Origin of the sequence: Wolbachia endosymbiont of Armadillidium arcangelii (assembly GCF_040207875.1) — a bacterium.
Lineage (GTDB): Bacteria > Pseudomonadota > Alphaproteobacteria > Rickettsiales > Anaplasmataceae > Wolbachia.
Map to the genome: position 1 here is coordinate 39,578 of NZ_CP157942.1, position 17,352 is coordinate 56,929.

General features: G+C 35.3%; 11 protein-coding genes and 5 pseudogenes. 7 read left to right on the forward strand and 9 right to left on the reverse strand.

What is annotated here, in order from left to right:
• Positions 1-224: 224 nt before the first annotated feature.
• Complete coding sequence (locus ABLO99_RS00185) at positions 225-584, reverse strand: IS3 family transposase (RefSeq protein WP_349967723.1); 360 nt, start codon at positions 582-584, stop codon at positions 225-227.
• 830 nt (positions 585-1,414) lie between these two features.
• On the opposite strand from ABLO99_RS00185, the gene ABLO99_RS00190 reads away from it, so the two are divergent.
• Complete coding sequence (locus ABLO99_RS00190; protein WP_349967724.1) at positions 1,415-1,915, forward strand: reverse transcriptase domain-containing protein; 501 nt, start codon at positions 1,415-1,417, stop codon at positions 1,913-1,915.
• 184 nt (positions 1,916-2,099) lie between these two features.
• On the opposite strand, the gene ABLO99_RS00195 is transcribed toward ABLO99_RS00190, so the two are convergent.
• From ABLO99_RS00195 to ABLO99_RS00210, 4 genes are all read right to left on the reverse strand, one after another.
• Positions 2,100-3,377: an IS4-like element ISWpi18 family transposase gene (locus tag ABLO99_RS00195; protein ID WP_349967391.1), complete on the reverse strand. Its 1,278-nt coding sequence runs from the start codon at positions 3,375-3,377 to the stop codon at positions 2,100-2,102.
• A gap of 49 nt (positions 3,378-3,426) precedes the next feature.
• Positions 3,427-3,966 (reverse strand): reverse transcriptase domain-containing protein, encoded by a 540-nt coding sequence (locus ABLO99_RS00200; RefSeq protein WP_349967726.1) that lies wholly within the window; start codon positions 3,964-3,966, stop codon positions 3,427-3,429.
• 877 nt (positions 3,967-4,843) lie between these two features.
• Positions 4,844-4,975 carry a transposase gene (locus ABLO99_RS00205; RefSeq protein ID WP_349968538.1) on the reverse strand — a complete coding sequence of 44 codons (132 nt, stop codon included), beginning with the start codon at positions 4,973-4,975 and terminating at the stop codon, positions 4,844-4,846.
• Entirely contained in the window at positions 4,947-5,198 is a 252-nt protein-coding gene (locus ABLO99_RS00210; RefSeq protein WP_047759815.1) for a hypothetical protein, read from the reverse strand. The genes ABLO99_RS00205 and ABLO99_RS00210 overlap by 29 nt, the downstream gene beginning before the upstream one ends.
• A 318-nt stretch (positions 5,199-5,516) precedes the next feature.
• Between ABLO99_RS00210 and ABLO99_RS00215 the strand changes: the two are divergent.
• From ABLO99_RS00215 to ABLO99_RS00230, 4 genes and pseudogenes are all read left to right on the forward strand, one after another.
• Positions 5,517-6,134, forward strand: a pseudogene (locus tag ABLO99_RS00215) (helix-turn-helix domain-containing protein).
• Between the two features lie 85 nt (positions 6,135-6,219).
• Positions 6,220-7,293, forward strand: a complete 1,074-nt coding sequence (locus tag ABLO99_RS00220) for an AI-2E family transporter (protein ID WP_349967728.1) — start codon at positions 6,220-6,222, stop codon at positions 7,291-7,293.
• Positions 7,294-7,406: 113 nt separating this feature from the next.
• Positions 7,407-8,042 carry a DnaA ATPase domain-containing protein gene (locus tag ABLO99_RS00225; RefSeq protein WP_349967729.1) on the forward strand — a complete coding sequence of 212 codons (636 nt, stop codon included), beginning with the start codon at positions 7,407-7,409 and terminating at the stop codon, positions 8,040-8,042.
• 159 nt (positions 8,043-8,201) lie between these two features.
• A pseudogene (locus ABLO99_RS00230) lies at positions 8,202-8,594 on the forward strand (IS4 family transposase); the annotation flags it as partial.
• A gap of 132 nt (positions 8,595-8,726) precedes the next feature.
• On the opposite strand, the pseudogene ABLO99_RS00235 reads toward ABLO99_RS00230, so the two are convergent.
• The 4 genes and pseudogenes from ABLO99_RS00235 to ABLO99_RS00255 all read right to left on the reverse strand — a co-directional run bounded on the left by ABLO99_RS00235 (position 8,727) and on the right by ABLO99_RS00255 (position 16,157).
• Positions 8,727-10,528, reverse strand: a pseudogene (locus ABLO99_RS00235) (reverse transcriptase domain-containing protein).
• 641 nt (positions 10,529-11,169) lie between these two features.
• Positions 11,170-12,408, reverse strand: coding sequence for a hypothetical protein (locus ABLO99_RS00240; protein ID WP_047759398.1), 1,239 nt, complete (start codon positions 12,406-12,408; stop codon positions 11,170-11,172).
• A gap of 1,498 nt (positions 12,409-13,906) precedes the next feature.
• A pseudogene (locus ABLO99_RS00250) lies at positions 13,907-14,180 on the reverse strand (IS4 family transposase); the annotation flags it as partial.
• Positions 14,181-14,312: 132 nt separating this feature from the next.
• A complete protein-coding gene (locus tag ABLO99_RS00255; RefSeq protein ID WP_349967731.1) occupies positions 14,313-16,157 on the reverse strand; it encodes a heme lyase CcmF/NrfE family subunit in 1,845 nt (614 codons plus the stop codon).
• 22 nt (positions 16,158-16,179) lie between these two features.
• Between ABLO99_RS00255 and ABLO99_RS00260 the strand changes: the two genes are divergently transcribed.
• A complete protein-coding gene (locus ABLO99_RS00260) occupies positions 16,180-16,359 on the forward strand; it encodes a hypothetical protein (protein WP_238580408.1) in 180 nt (59 codons plus the stop codon).
• Between the two features lie 181 nt (positions 16,360-16,540).
• Positions 16,541-17,342 (forward strand): annotated as a pseudogene (locus ABLO99_RS00265) (transposase family protein).
• Positions 17,343-17,352: the final 10 nt, after the last annotated feature.

Consider the following 17,352-nt stretch of genomic DNA (forward strand, 5'->3'; position numbering starts at 1 on the left):
TAAATAAAGCATCTATAATTAATTGTTTATCCATTGAACTACTCATTAACTACCATACGTGAATATAAGTCAATTATTGCTGCCCAATATAGCCAGCCTTCTTTGGTTTTTATACAAGTAAACCCATACCTTATTGGGCTGGTCCGTAGTAAAATTTTGATCCAGGATATTTGGAGCTATAACCCTATTGTCAGTCTGCTGTTTTTTGCTTTTGAATCTTCGCCTCAGTCTAGCTTGTTTTTTTGCATGATATCCTGCACTGTTTTGATGTTGCAATTTTTACCTAAAGCCTTTAGTTTAGGTGCCCCATATCTACAATTAGATGCTTGGTATATTTTTTGAATATCTGCTAGAAGCTGCTCCCTTGTTGCTGCTTTTCTTCTTACTAGTCCATAGTAGCCGCTAGCAGATACTTTCAAAATCCTGCATAACTCCTGTACTTTATAGTAGTTTCTATGCTTTTTGATAAATAAATCTTTGTAACTTGCAAAATATCCCAGGGCTTTTTTTGAAATGTCTCTTTCTCTAGTAACTCTTGTTAGTTCTTTCTTTAATTCAAACTTTTCTTTATCACATGGTGCCAACTTTCCCTTACCAGGAAATGCTTCTTCTATTGATCCTTTTTCGTTATATTTTCAGTCACTTAGCGTACTGTTATCTATTCCTAAATCTTTAGCTATTTTGCTTGCCCCGTTTCCTTTACCAACTTTATTGCCTCTAATTTAAATTCCACTGTGTACTTTTTTCTGTATAATAAGCCCTCATAATCATGTTTTATTTTACCTCAAAAATGGCTGTGTGCTGCAGCAACAAGCAGAATAATGTTTGTGAGAAGCTTTATTGAAGATGAAGGAAGGTCCTTCGAAATCGGTTTTCAGGAGCAGGTTTCAAACCACCTTAAGTGGCTCTATTTAAGAGATAGGGTCATAAGCGTTAAGGAAAAATCAGCGTAAGAGCTGGAAGGTGAGGATCAGAAAGGCGAACGTAAGTGAACCACTGATGAACGTGTCGAAATGGGAAGTGAACATCGAAAGGGGGAGTGAGTCGTTCTCCTCTTAATGAGCTTACAAGAAACCTGATTACTGTGTAGGTGGTGTTCGGCATAAAGGTAGCGCGAGTCTGATCTGGGCTTTAATAAGGAACTGCAGGAACCAGTCGATTTGATGAAAAGCGAGATAAGCAAGAGGCTAATCCTCAAGCTTTAGAGTAGCGATGCAAATCACTGGGGCGCGTAGTAGTGAAGAAGTGGTTGTAATGACCATGGAGCAAAGGGGTTGAACTAGTCGACTTTAGTAAATCATTCAACTGTAAAGGAGGATGAAAATGATTGAACGAACAAAGCCTTTTGATATACCGAAATCTCTAGTGTTTATGGCTTATAAAAGAGTTAAAGAAAACAGAGGAGGAGCAGGTATTGATAATTGAAAAGTTTGATCAAGACTTAAGCAAGAACCTTTACAAGCTATGGAATAGGCTACCTTCTGGTAGTTATTTTCCACCTGCAGTGAAGGCTTGTGATATAACTAAGGCAGATGGAGGGACAAGGACACTTGGAATACCAACTGTCTCGGATCGTATAGCACAGGAAGTTGTAAGAAGTGTTTTAGAACCAGAATTTGAGAAGGCATTTGATGAAGATTCATATGGTTATAGGCCAAATAAATCAGCATTAGATGCCATAGGACAAACCAGGAAGCGATACCAAAATTGGTTAATAGAGTTTGACATCAAGGGAATGTTTGACAACATAGACCACAATCTACTGATGAAAGCAGTCAGAAGACACACTACAAACAAATGGGTTATCTTATACATACAAAGATGGCTAAGTGCAGATATGCAACTTGAAGATGGAACAAAGATAAAGCGTCTCGGCGGAGTGCCGCAGGGAGGTGTAATTACCCACTGCCATTAAGTTAAGGGAAAGAGAAGTTAAGATTGGACAAAAAATTTGAAGTGATTGATAATTATGGTAAATACTAGGGTGAATTTTTAAGAAAAGGGAGTCTGAAAAGTGCAAGTTATTTAAAAAAGTAATAATTGCAGGTTATTTTGCAAAGAATGTACTAATGCAATGATACTGAAAAGATATCTTGAATTTAAAACACATGTTTTCTAGCTCTTTTCTGGTAGTTGAGTGAACGAATATCAGATATCTTATGACGATCAACTCTTCTCCCTTTTCTTACCACTAAAGTGTTCATCAAAAATAACTGTGATAGTCGATCCATAATGCAGTCTATGTCTGACTCTGTAGAAAAAATATCAAAGGCTAAGTTTTTAATCGCATTAAATGAGACAGATTTATTGATGCTTTTTTTTAGTTTACTATTCTGTGCGCTCAATGTCTCTTCATCATCTTCTATCATGATACTTTCTAGATTACTGATGAAGATAGTTGACCAAAAATCCTGCTTGATAGTTTCAATACTTTTTCCTGTGAAATTCTCTAAATTTAATCTTCCCTTCAGCCTAGAAAAAAATGTTTCTACTCCCCAGCGCAAGTAATATAATCTCTCAAACTCTTCGACTGTAAAACTTTGCTCATCTAACAGAGATGTTACTAACACTTCAACTTCTCCAGAAGAAAGTATTATTTTGACTAACCTGAATTTCATCTCATCAGGTAATCCTAGCTTTCGTAGCTGTCTTGCTACTTTAATAGGTGCGGTAGACACTACCACCATACTAGATGGGCTTTCCGGCTTAAACATAGCGTTTATTTCATTGAAAGACGAACTTGGACAGCGAATTATATAATTGATTTTCCTTCCTGTAAGCTCAGCAAGAAATCGATAAGATACGTATCCTCTATCACAGATTAACAAATCGTCTGATTTTATGGATTCAAGCATACCGATCGCTAAATCAACCTCATAGCTGTCACCTCTACTTAGCGCAGATTTTATTGCAATATTATTTAGCACATCGTAGCAAACTTCAAAGGTTGCACTTGTATAGTCTTCAAATCTCTGGATTCCATTCCATACTGCTCTTGAGCCAAACTCGCCTATTATTTTGTCGCTCTTTGGCAGAATCAGTATTGAAGCATCAAATGCAAGTACTCTGAAGCCATGGTGGGTTTTAAATTCCTGATCTTGGTAGTATAGGGAAACTATATCATCATTTAACTCTGAAAACGCAGTATGCTTTAGCTTCTTTCTTGCTTGAGTAAATGCACTTGCCGTAATTGTGTAATCTTTTCTTGTATGCAGAACAAACTCATTAAGCATTACTTGTAATGACTTTACACTCTTTCTAAAAATCAGGAGAAATACATTAATGAAGGGCAGCTTTCTTTTTCGTGAGAAGTCTTTTGAGGATGCTCTGTGTGCGTTTATAAAGTTTAAACTCATCAATTTATTTTTTATAAACATGATTATTCTTTTTTTTACTCATGTCATTACTTCTTTTAATTTGTGGATCTTACCTGATTTTACAATACAGTCCATCACTTTCCCTTAACTTAATGGCAGTGGTAATTACACCTCCCTGCGGCACTCCGCCGAGACGCTTTATCTTTGTTCCATCTTCAAGTTGCATATCTGCACTTAGCCATCTTTGTATGTATAAGATAACCCATTTGTTTGTAGTGTGTCTTCTGACTGCTTTCATCAGTAGATTGTGGTCTATGTTGTCAAACATTCCCTTGATGTCAAACTCTATTAACCAATTTTGGTATCGCTTCCTGGTTTGTCCTATGGCATCTAATGCTGATTTATTTGGCCTATAACCATATGAATCTTCATCAAATGCCTTCTCAAATTCTGGTTCTAAAACACTTCTTACAACTTCCTGTGCTATACGATCCGAGACAGTTGGTATTCCAAGTGTCCTTGTCCCTCCATCTGCCTTAGTTATATCACAAGCCTTCACTGCAGGTGGAAAATAACTACCAGAAGGTAGCCTATTCCATAGCTTGTAAAGGTTCTTGCTTAAGTCTTGATCAAACTTTTCAATTATCAATACCTGCTCCTCCTCTGTTTTCTTTAACTCTTTTATAAGCCATAAACACTAGAGATTTCGGTATATCAAAAGGCTTTGTTCGTTCAATCATTTTCATCCTCCTTTACAGTTGAATGATTTACTAAAGTCGACTAGTTCAACCCCTTTGCTCCATGGTCATTACAACCACTTCTTCACTACTACGCGCCCCAGTGATTTGCATCGCTACTCTAAAGCTTGAGGATTAGCCTCTTGCTTATCTCGCTTTTCATCAAATCGACTGGTTCCTGCAGTTCCTTATTAAAGCCCAGATCAGACTCGCGCTACCTTTATGCCGAACACCACCTACACAGTAATCAGGTTTCTTGTAAGCTCATTAAGAGGAGAACGACTCACTCCCCCTTTCGATGTTCACTTCCCATTTCGACACGTTCATCAGTGGTTCACTTACGTTCGCCTTTCTGATCCTCACCTTCCAGCTCTTACGCTGATTTTTCCTTAACGCTTATGACCCTATCTCTTAAATAGAGCCACTTAAGGTGGTTTGAAACCTGCTCCTGAAAACCGATTTCGAAGGACCTTCCTTCATCTTCAATAAAGCTTCTCACAAACATTATTCTGCTTGTTGCTGCAGCACACGATCATTGATGGAGTCATTTAGACTACCTCGGTTAGGAGGTTGTACTATCAACCGTTCCAAGCTGAAGCGTTTCCCTATTACAAATTATATGTAGGAGTTACCATGAAAAAAGCAAAAAGATACTGTCTCTCATGTCAACTGATTATTTCACTAAATCACCATTAAATGGTTGATTATTTTTTAAAATACCAAAAACCACATGCATTAATTTTCTCATTAATGCGACAATTATTACCATTGGACATTTTCCTTTACTTGCTAAACGTTGGCAAAACTCTTGAAAGTGAGAATTATAACTATAGCTGGCATATAAAGAGCTTTACGAATACGCTCTGATCCTATTTTACATATTCGACTTTTTTTATTTACGGATGAACCTATGCTCAGGATTTAGACCAGCAAATTGCCTAGCATTATCAAAATTATCAACAGATGGCATTTCTGCAATAGCAGTAAGATATCCTATACCTTTTATGGTCTTGATGTTTTCTACCATATTTTTTAGGTGTGAGTAATTATTAACATGCTCATTAATTTCTTCCTCTATAGCAGAAATTTCTGTTTCTATTGTAGCAATTACCTTAAGTACAGCTTGCTTACAACGGGAATCCATATTTTTATTTTCCAAGCTGTTGTAACTTGTCGTCTTTAAGTGCTTGCAAACAACGATAGAGATCTCTTAAACGCCTAACTTGGAGGAGTAGGTTTACCAAAGATTAGGTTTATTGGCAATACAAAACCTGGCAACCTTGGCAGCATCTGACTCGTCTGTTTTGTTTCGAAGTACTTGTAATAGTTTAGACTTAATCTGATATTTTAAAAAAGTAAGTTATAAAATAATAAAAGAAAGGAGTGTTAGATATGAAAAACAAAAATACTAAAACCAAAGTTAGAGAGCTAGCAAAACAATTAGGAAATGTATCTCAAGCGTATGGGCTACTCAAGAGATACGTTTTATCGATTCAAGGAATTATATGAAAATGGAGGAGAAGAAGCGCTGCATGAAAGAAAAAACCACTTATGGCAAACAGAATTTCCGAAGACATAGAAAGAGCAGATCGCAACAAAATTTCCAGCATATGGAAAACAAAGAGCTGCAAATGAGCTGAGAAAAAGGGATTTCCGAAGATGGCGGTATGGCTAAGAAACGACATTGAAACGTTCAAAAAAAGACTTAAAGCCCTTGAAGCGAAGGTTGCACAAGATAGCATAATTTTAACTGAAGAGCAACTTGCAGCTTTAGAGAAAGTGAAAGAACAAAGATGGTGAAATTGAAACACTGGTTACTTGGGTTCTCAAGACACTTATTATGTAGAAGGGTATAGGGACCAGCAAACTTTCATTGATACCTATTCAAGGGAAGATCTTCAGATTGATGTCGATCATTGGTTGCGTTCTTACAATGAGAGCAGACCTCACTCAGGTAAATACTGCTATGGCTATGCAGACTTTTCTTGATAGCAAACACATTGCTTTTCAGAAAAATATTAGTAACATTAAACAAAAGCCTGATATTAGTTTTGACTACCTCAATTCTTCTGTCAGTTAATTCTTGTCTGTCAGATTAAGTTGTGTCTAGTACAACTTAGAAAAATAAATTGTATATTTTTTGGTAAATTGACTATGCTAAACACATGCAAAAACGTCATATAACTATTTGTTGTGTACTGCTTTTCATAATAGGAGCATTATTTTTGATACGTCCTATGGTTGTCCCGTGTCTCATATCTGTTTTTGTTGCACATTTGTTTAATCCGTTAGTAACCAAGTTTGAAAAATGTAGAATACCGCGTTCATGTTCCGTAATTTTTATAATACTTGCCTTATTGATAGCTTTTATATTAGCTATCACATTTGTTTTACCTATTGTATATGTTCAAATTACTTTAATATTAAATTTCTTAGTGAATAAGGTACCTTCATTAAAGCTTAAAGTGATTCCTTCTGTATTAGAATTTCTTAATATAAAAACTGAAGATAGTTTATTTGATCACTTGTCTAAAAATCTAGTAGAAAATTACAGTGATTATATATCTTATTTTATAAATGCTCTTAGCATGGGCAGCAATCTTATAATTCAAGTGTTAAGTTCAAGCTTTAGCTTGATTTACATGGCATCATTAATAGCTATTACGCTTGTGGTGTTCTTCTATATGTTGCGTGATTGGCCTTTAATTGTAGAAAAAGCCAAGAAACTAATTCCCATTTCTTACAGAGAAAAAGCTGCAGATTATTTTTCCAAAGTAGATTTCATTATATCTAATTACCTAAAGGGACAGTTAAACGTATGTATAGTCATGATGATCTTTTACTCCGTGAGCCTTAGCATAATCGGGCTGAAGCATTCTGTAGCTATTGGAATTTTATCAGGAACATTAACATTTATACCCTACATAGGGCCATTATTATACACTATTATTGGGTTTCTGAGTGCCATCACTCAATTTAGTGGGTGGTTTGAAAGTGCTGCTGTCTTGCTGTTATTTAGTGTTGGACAATTAATAGACTCAAGCATATTAGTTCCTTTATTAATAGGAAAAAAAGTTCATATACATCCAACTATCATTATTTTTGGAGTTGTCATATGTACCTCATATTTTGGGTTCATAGGTATATTATTTTTTATTCCAATAATAGCAATGTTCAGTGTATTAGTAGAATATACAGTCAATAAATATTTTGAAAGTGAGCTTTATAAAAATGGCTAATTAGTTCGCGATAAAAAGAAAAATGAATCAAGGACCTCTGATACATTTGAGAAATGTAAGTGAATTTTTATGCAAAAATTATTATCAAAAAGTAACAATGCGAGAGGCTTTACGTGCAATTAAATTTATTTAACAATAATCAAGTTGATTATTGTTGGCAAAATTATATCATCTTAGACGAAAATAAGCAGGTACATAACTCGATAGTTAATGATTTATCTTGGAAATGCCTGATTCTTTTTGGACCTAAAAGCTCTGGAAAAACTCACCTTGCTCATATTTGGCAATCAATAAACGATGCAATTTTTATCGATGTGAATAATTTTGTAAGCGAGATTAGGTATAGCGATGCGTTTATTTTAGAAGATGTACAAAACATTAAAGATGAGGCAATGTTGTTACATTGTTACAATTACATAAAAGAAAATGACAAGAGACTGCTAATCACTTCTTCGATTGCGCCGAAAAAGCTTAACTTCAAACTAAAAGATTTAAACTCTCGAATATTGTCAACTATCAGCGTAAAAATTTTACCTGCAAGCGAGGAATTATTAAGAATTATGCTAATAAAACAATTTTCAGATAAACAGTTAAAAATTGACCTAAAGGTAATTAATTATATTCTAGCAAGAATAGAACGTTCTTTCCACAGCATTAATAAAATTATAGAAAAAATAGATAATGAATCTATAAGATCAAATGTAACCATTCCTTTTATTAACACTTTATTAAAAAAAAGTGCCAAGTGATTCCTTTTTTTGTGAGGTATTTGTTATGTATATTAAAAATTTATTAATGTCCATATATTAACGCAGTTGAAACCACCATGCGAGTCAAGTTAAGGAAAAAGATATGAGGAGATAGAATAATAAGTTCTCACAGATATGTTTTTAGTGAGAGAAGTAACGATGAATAAAATAACTTGCCTATCAAATAACCTCAACAAATTTTTTAATGAAATGACAATCAATTGAAACAGAAAAGGAAGAGGCGGTTCATCATTCACAAAAGCTATAATTTTGGGCAATTGAAAACTGCAGTATAGATGCAATGTGCCAATTATTAAACGAAGAATTTGTGGAAACAGGGTTTAGGTTTACTAAAGAAGCAGTAGAATTTATGAAAAGATGGCTTTATTTAAAGATACCCTGCAAATTGATTGTAGAATCTTGCAGCAATTTAAAAGCATTGGATAGTAGCTCTGCCTAATACTATGAAAAATCTGTATAAAGGGTAGTTACAAAGGTTATGAGAGTAAGTCTAGAATAAAGTTGCAATTAGTTTTTGATTACTTAGGAGAGTAGACCGGCGGAACTTCCCCGCTAGCCTCTCGCAGATGAAGTAGAGTGGGCAGCCAGCGAGTTACTTGTTAAGTACTTTTCCAACAACCCCTCTCCGAATCACGCATCCGTATCACGTGGCTCTCCAATAATCTAACGTTTTAAGGAGTCACCATCATATTTTCCATATTGGATTTTCTTATGGCATTCATGACAAACAACAAGAGTCTTCCTCTGTCGTTCAATCATTCTCTTTTTCCATTTCGGTAGCTCAGTATTACGTTTACCTAGCAAATCAGCAAGTTTACGTACGTGATGTACTTCAATCTGCTCTTGTGATTTACATAATTCACAAGTTTGTGCCAATAGTCTTTGCTCTATTTCACTACGCTTATTCCATATTGGTATAAGGTTGTCACTTATGCTTACCCATTTATTCCATTTTAGTGGTACAGCACCAAAGTGTGTAATTAATGGTATCTTTGATGATAAACGATCTACTCTGATTTGGATGACTTTTCGTTTTTCACCTTCATCGTTTTCAATCATCGCACCAAATTTTCTATAAATTTTCCTGCAAGTTGTTTTGTATTTAGATGCTAAAGTCTTTACTAATGATACTTCCATCACATACTTCAAATAACTTAGTGTGTGAAGGTTGTAGGCCATTTTGTAATATTGTACAATTCCTCGATATTCAGTTTGATACTGAGCAACAATACTGTAAGCTGTATCAAGTGTACGTTGAGGTAAATGTATAGGCTTTCCACAACGCATATATTCAGAACACTTTTTCTGCTTTATATGATGTGGTACACGTAACCCAATACTACCGTTAATACATCGTTGTGTCCGATGATCATGTTTATCATCTGCATGCAAGACGTGTATTTCATAACCCAAAAAATTGGCTTTGCTATCACATGCGTGTGTAATAAGCGTTTTATCTTCATTAAGCATAAGTTTGAGCTCCTCATTGAGGAATTTAGCAATCTCATTTTTAATTTGTTCAGCTTCATTTTTTGGTCCTGCAAACCCTACTAGAAAGCATACCTAACATACCAAAGACGTCGATAATTTGGATCGCAAGAATCCTTAGATGGCATACTCTGCACTAATTGACGCAGTTGTTTTGCTTGATCCCAGTTCCCTTGTTTTCTCATCATCGATACTTGCATGGTTAACCTTAAATATTTTGGATTTGTCCTTCTTCGCTTACCTCGGTTATTTGCTGGTATTAGTATATGCTCCACATGTTTATCTAACCGATCGAGTAATATGTTACTCAGAATTGGACCAATAATAGAACCTTGTGGTACCCCACTATGACTCTTATTGTACTTCCAATTTTCCATATATCCTGCTTTTAACAGTCGATTGATTAGCTGAATAAAACGGTTATCTTGGAAGCTTTCACTCAGTATTTTCAACAACATAGTATGATCAATTGAGTCATAACATGCACTGAGATCTCCCTCTATAAACCATTTTGTACCTCTGCCTTTTTGCATTACTGCTCTTAATGCAGTGTGGCATCCACGCTTTGGTCGAAATCCATGTGAACATTCACTAAATTTAGGCTCATAGTAGGCTTCCAATATTAATCGGATTACTTCTTGAAGTAACTTATTTGACCATGTTGGCAATCCTAACGGCCTGCGTTTACCACTCTTCTTTAAAATATAGATACGTTTTACTGGTGTCCACCGATATCGCTCATAGCGTAGATCCTCTATGATTTTATCGATTTTCTCCAAAGACATACCATCAACTGTTTCAGTTGTCACACCTTCTGTCATAGCACCTTTATTACAACAAAGTTTGCCATACGCTCGAAGGTAAAGATCACGCTGATAAAGTAGGCGATATACGTTTTTAACCGGCAAATTTCTTTGTCCACGTTCACGTATAATGTTAAGTATTGTTTCAGCCTGCGTACCTCCCAATTTCAACATTCGATTATCTGTCACCCTTTGCCCTGTATGTGGCTTTCCCACACTCCCCGGTGATTCGTTACTTTCACGACTACTACGATGACTCCGTAACCATAGAACTCGCATTCCTTAGGTCATCCCATGTTCCGTCACTAAGAACTGTTCTAGATCAACTTAGGTTTTCTATTCATCCTCTTAAATAAGTTCACTACTTATCGTTCTACAGCCAGAATGTCACACAGACGAAAGTTTAATCTTTGCTTACTGTAGACATGGGGTTTTAAATGTGATACCCATGGATGTGAAGTTCCACCCCTGAAGATTGGAATTCAAGCAGTTTAGCTTTAACCATATTGATCAGGTGTTGCAAGCCGTTATCTTACACATCTTCAGATAACTCTCGCTTTACATACATGCTCTTGTCCTCCTTCCCTTTCGGGTTAAAGTTAGTTGTTCACCTCGAGGCCCTTTATTCTGAACCCCGCTTAGCTCCGCTAAGTATTTCTTAATGCGTACCACGGCGCACACTCTCGGTTTATACAGCTCCCGTTATTCAGCCTTTTGATCTCAATCCTAGTGTCCAGTGATAGAAAATATTTGGAGACCTCTTTCTCACTTTTGCTAGAAATTGTCTTGCTATTCTTTTGTGACCCCTGAGTCTCTTAAGTAGAAACCTTTTTTTGAGGCTCAATTTTAACGTTAATGTGTGAAGCTCTGAGTTCTGTTAGGGGGCTTTCCAGCTGAACGTCTAACTTATTCTGTATATTCGATAAGCAAATCAAAGCTGAGTCACAATTTTCATCAAACTGCTTCGCTTCATGCATACCATCGATTATTTCCTCTAATTCTTCCACATCATCCATTTCTTGCGGCACACTTTTTAATATCGCTTTTATTTGGCTTAAGTTTTGACAAATTTTCTCCTGATATCCAGCAATTTTTCCTTGATATATATCAATCATTTTTTGACATGCATTGCCTCTAAATGGATGTTCTTTTTTCTCTTTTGTGTAAGAACTTTGAAAGTCTTTACAGTTAAGGATTGCTTCTCTATGTTTTTTTATGTCATTAATTGCGCTGACTATCGACTTATCTATTTTCTTCAAATTTTCTTCCCGTTCTTCTCTTTTAATTATACTTTTGGATTCATTTTTCATTTGGTTATACAGGTTTCTGCATTCTTTGTAAGATACCATTGGTTGTAATATTCCTTCTTCTACACCTTTATTGTAAAAATTCTTCAACTCATCACTTGATAGTATTGTTATAGCATCTTCCCTTTTGCCTTGTGATTTAGGATACTTTTTATTCAATGAACTAACATGATTTAACAAGAAATCTTTAACTAGCTCTTCCTTTTTAACTTCAGCTAATTTTTCTAGTGTTTCTATATATTTTAGAACTTCTGCAAAGAGCTGTACACCAGATGGAGCAAATCCTTGAAGTGGTTTACTCTGAGCTTTATAAAAATCGGTTTGTAAGAAATCTTCAGCTTGTTTTTTTATTACTGAAAGTTCATTAAAGGCTTTTTCTGGATTGATTTTTCTCAAAATACCAACAGTTTTTCTAATCGCTTTTTCTCTCTTTTTATCACCTTGTTTTTCATTTAATATCAGATGTTCAATTTTGGTAAAAGCTTTACCTTGATCACTCTTTGCAATGTTACAAACGATGTTTTTTACAACTTTTTCAGTTGCTGCATAATCTATTTCTTTTGCAAAGCAGTCAACAAATGATTGCCAAACTTTTTTATTAACAAGCTTACCTGTCTTATTTTCAAAATCTTCTATATCTTTGAATCCTAAAATAGTATAGAGATTTTTTTCAACTATTGGTTCGGCATGTTGTTTTGCCACTTTACCTTTTATATATGGAAATTTACTAATCTTAGTTGTACCCACAATGTTACCTCAATGTTAACGCTATCTATAAAAGTATAAAGATTTAATATTTAATTTTTAATTAACGCCAGCATTATTAGCGCAGTTAGCTGCAGAGATATAGCTAAAGTAATTTAGGCTTACCGACAACCGTCATCCCGCTACGTGTTAGCGGGTGACCTTACCCAGAAAAAGTAGAGAGGAAGTAAAGAAGTTTTTGCTATGAAAATAAAAAGTTCAGGAATGCAATGTAGAATGTCTACGCTGTTTATTATAAAAAATTTCTATATATTCAAATATTGCGGTGTTGTGCAGAGTATTGTGAAGTATCAATGAGTATGAGTGAACTAAAAAAGCTCTCTGAAACAGCATTATCATAACAACAACCTTTGTCTAGAAATAATACTTTTTGTACTCAGTAAAAATTGATAATTTTTAGAGGTGTATTGTGATCCTTGATCGCTATAAGCAGATTTGCGCAATAGCCATATCTATGCCTATCAACTAAATCTATTATTGCCAACCATCCTTGATTGGTTTTTATGTACGTAAACCCATATCTTGTTTAGTTGATCAGTGGTGAAATTCTGATTCAATATGTTATTTGTAGTTTTAAACCTTCATCTAAGCTTAGCTTGAATGCCATTTTTCTGCATAACATTGTTTTGATTTTACCTAAAGCCTTTAATTCAGTTTAGGAGCTCCGTACCTGCATTGTGATGCTTTTCTTTGTATGAGCTCTTCTCTTATTGTTTTTTTCTGAGTAATCCATCTATACAAGCAGATACGTTCAAAAACCTTCATAATTCCCGTGTTTTATAGCAGTTTTCATGTTCTTTTATAAAAACTCTTTTTGGTTTGCAAAATATCCCAGGGCTTTTTTTAAAATGTCTCTTTCTCTCGTTGCCAGCTCTTTCTTTAAATCAAACTTTTCTTTGTCACAAGTTCCTTTTCCTGGGTTCCAGACATTGTATGTTTTTACCCACCTGCTTAGCCGCTAATACCCAAATCTCTTCCTATTTTTGCTGATGATTGACCTGTTTCTTTTTCCAGTCTTCATTTTTGCATTCTGCTGTATGTTCTCTTCTTTTTGTCATATCACACCTCTTTGAAAAAACTTCTTAACTTCCTCTCTACTTTTTCTGGGTAAGGTCACTTCCTCCAGTCCTTGCCTTTATTGACTTGTTCCAGAGCACCTTTTAGGAATACAAAGGATCTCCCAAGTTCACTTAGAATCCATTTCAACACATGACACGGCCTCAGATCCCGATAGAGTGAGTGATAACTTGCCTTGTTGTTACCCTTCATGCTGTCTTCCATCTCATGGAAAATGTCAACCTCTATGTCATAACAAATTTCGGGACTCAACACCTTCACTTTCGTTGTACCCTGCAATTGTCCATTCCATTAGCTTTGATACGCTCGTTACCTTACGCACCATAATGGTCTGTTCTAGGCTATTGGCTAGACTTTGCCTAGGTTGACCAACTGTACTCTAAGCGCTTCTCTTGGCGCACACATATTCAGGTTCATCCTGATAGGCTGTTCGGATGCTTAAATTCTTGAAATATATCTTGCTTTAGAGAAAGCTTGCTTTGAAGGTACATGTCAACGGCTCCATAAGTTCACATTCTATTCCCAAACTTTTTTTAACTAACTATAGAAAATACTGTCGAAAAAGGAAGTTTTCTTGTTCGTGTGAAACTGTTTTTTCCAATATAATGGATTTTCTGAAAAGTTTTCGAGTATATTGCATTTTTTATTTGTAAGATAAGATTTTTTCCTTTTTGCATGTTTCACCTAAAAAAGACACATTTTAAACTTTTTTATTGAAATAAAATAGAAACAAAAGTCCTGTCTCTTGTAGTATTTTACTCCTTAATATCTCCCCTTAAGTTGACGCCATTGCCTGAACGGATACAATTTTATGATATTAAACGAACAGGTGGCTTAACTTTTTTGCCAGAAGAAAAGGCGGCAAGGAGCAAACCAAAAGCGATGAGGAAGGATCCAAACCATATTACAGACATTCCAGGTTTATAGTGCACTTTAGCTGCGATTTTGCTCTTACTCTTATCAATCTCACCGATTACGACATAAATATCAGAAAGCAAATTGTGGTAGATATTGCTTTCAACATTTTTCTGACCTTCCACAAGGTAAAATCTATATTCAGGGGCTATCTCACCTAATATCTTGTTATTCAACAAATTCCTGATATCCATTGTTCCTCTCACTGCATGGAAGTTTTCCTTTTTTATCAATTCAATATTTCGTAAAGTAACTTTAAATTTATTGACTGTTATGCTATCCCCTATTTTTAAGTAATTTTCTTTTTTCTCCTGCCAGCCAACCGAATATGTTATACCAAGCACTAGAATTGCCACTCCAGCATGAGCAAGCATCATTGCATAGTAGGATTTAGAAACTTTTCTTGCTAATAAAATTGATTCACCAAGTGCTACCTTAAATAAACGAATTCTTTTACTATATGCTTCTAAAATAAAGACTAATAATGCTATGGAGATAGCAACTGATAGCACAATTATTAGCTCCATGTGAAAGATAAACGGCAAAATAGCTGCAGCACTACAGAATGAAAATCTATATTCACGGAATATTGGCAATAGACTATTTCCCCGCCAACAGCAGTATTGCCCGATCATGGTGAGCACTAGAATAGCCAGTGCAATAGGGTTAAATAAGGAATTATAGTATGGTGCTCCAACTGAAATTAATTCACCGGTTAAATATTCGAGCACTGTAGGGTATAAGGTGCCAACGAACACAATGAAAAAGGCAGTGATGAATAATAAATTGTTCATCAGCATCATCGTAAGGCGTGAAAAGAATCTTCTACCCTCTGTCACTTGAGTAGCAGATTTCTTTTCAGATTCCAATGTCGAGCACTGAAAAGATGTGCAATTTTTTCTCGTAAATACTACGAATATTACTAAGCTACTGACTGTAATTATACCAAGTAGAGCTAATATATATAGTCCATATCTTGGGTCATCTGCAAACGTGTGCACTGAGGTGAGTATTCCTGAGCGAACTAGAAATGTTCCAGTCACACTCAAGATAAAAGTTGTAAGCGTAAGCAAAATAGCAAAGTTCCTCAAAATATTGAAATTCCGTACCACGAGCAACAAATGTGTAAGCGCTACTGCAATTAGCCACGGCATCAAAGAAACGTTTTCTACTGGATCCCAAAACCAAAATCCACCCCACCCAAGTTCGCGATACGCCCACCAGCTACCTAAGCTGATGCCAAAAGTGAGCAGCGACCAAGAAATAAGTACCCAAGGCCTGACAATTTTAGCCCAAACATTTCCTTCAACTTTTGCAATTAATCCAGCTATAGAGAGCGAAAAAGGAACGCTAAACCCAAGGTACCCCAAATATAATATCGGTGGGTGAATAGCAAGACCTATATCTTGCAATATCGGATTAAAACCCAGTCCATCTGTTTCAATGCCTGGCATTTTAGTGAAGGGGCTGGATTCAAGTAAAGTGAACAATAAAAAACAAAAGCAAATCAAGCCTTGGGTGATCAAGGATACTTTCTTCAATTTACTGTCGTTATCAGTAAAAATACCCATCAAAAATAGGTAAAAGGTGAGCACTAAGGTCCAAAGCAACATAGACCCTTCTTTATTTCCCCAAACACCACAAATCTTGTAGATCAAAGGTTTTGTTGTGTGTGAATGGTAATATACGTTTTCAAGTGAGAAATCATTTGTAATGTGGCAGTAGATCAAAATAGCCATTGATGTTGATACACAAAAAAATATGGCAGTGGTAATAAACCGACAAGAACTGAGCGGTAAAAACGAATATGTCAAAGACAATAAGCAGGCTACCAATAGCAGTATATTCCCAAATTCAGGCATAAAAAATTATAGTTTTTATATAAACAATATTACTGATGACAAGTTAGAAGTTAAAGTGTTAATTGACGCTTGCTATTGATGCTATAGGGAGAGTGGACCGGCGGACCTTTGGACCTTACCCAGAAAAAGTAGAGAGGAAGTAAAGGCATTTTTATTATGAAAATGATGAATCAAATTTCTCAAGACCTGCTGCAAAAGGTGATTGAAAAAATGATGGGAGAGAGGTAGAAGAAGAATCAGCAGATTGAGTAAGGTAAAAAATGAGCTTTAGTTACTATAATATGAGGAAACACCGAAGAAACTTTCGTAATATAACAGGTTTAACTATAGAGGAGTTCGAAAAAGTAGTGGAAAAAGTGAGGTCTGGATGGGAAAAGCTTGAAAAACAGAAAAAGTGCCATGGTAGAACTACCAACTCTGGAAATTTTGTGTAATTTTGTACTATCGCACTTACATAACACATAGATTTTTAGGATGCCTATTCAATGTGCACAACGCAAATGTATGTAGGTTACTTAAGAGAATAGAGCCATTACTCGCCAAAAAAGTGACTATAACAAAAGATAGAAGTATGACACCAGAAAAAATACTGAAAATTCTGGCTGATGTTACAGAACAGCAAATACAGAGGCCAGAAGATAGTAAAAAACGGATATTCAGGAAAAAAAAGAACCAACACTATGAAAACTGAGATTATTATCGAAGAAGGAGGAAGAATTTTATCAGTGTCAAAGTCATATCGTGAGCGATTTTCGCATAAGGAAACAAGAAAAATATCTACCACTCGATAGCATAAAATATGCCGATTCTGGATATCAAGGTTGGCAAAAATTGCAAAGCAATGTTATAATTCTATATAAAAAGTATCGTAAAAAGCCATTAACTCCAGAGCAGAAAGAGCATAATAGAAGATTAGCATCATTTAGAATGAGAGTAGAAAGTAAGATCCGAGAGATAAAGATATTTAAGATTATGTCGAATGTTTATCGCAATTTTCAGAAAAAATATAACCTGAGGTTCAATATTATTGCTGGTATTGTGAATCTTAAGCACTCCTTTTAGTTAACCTTGA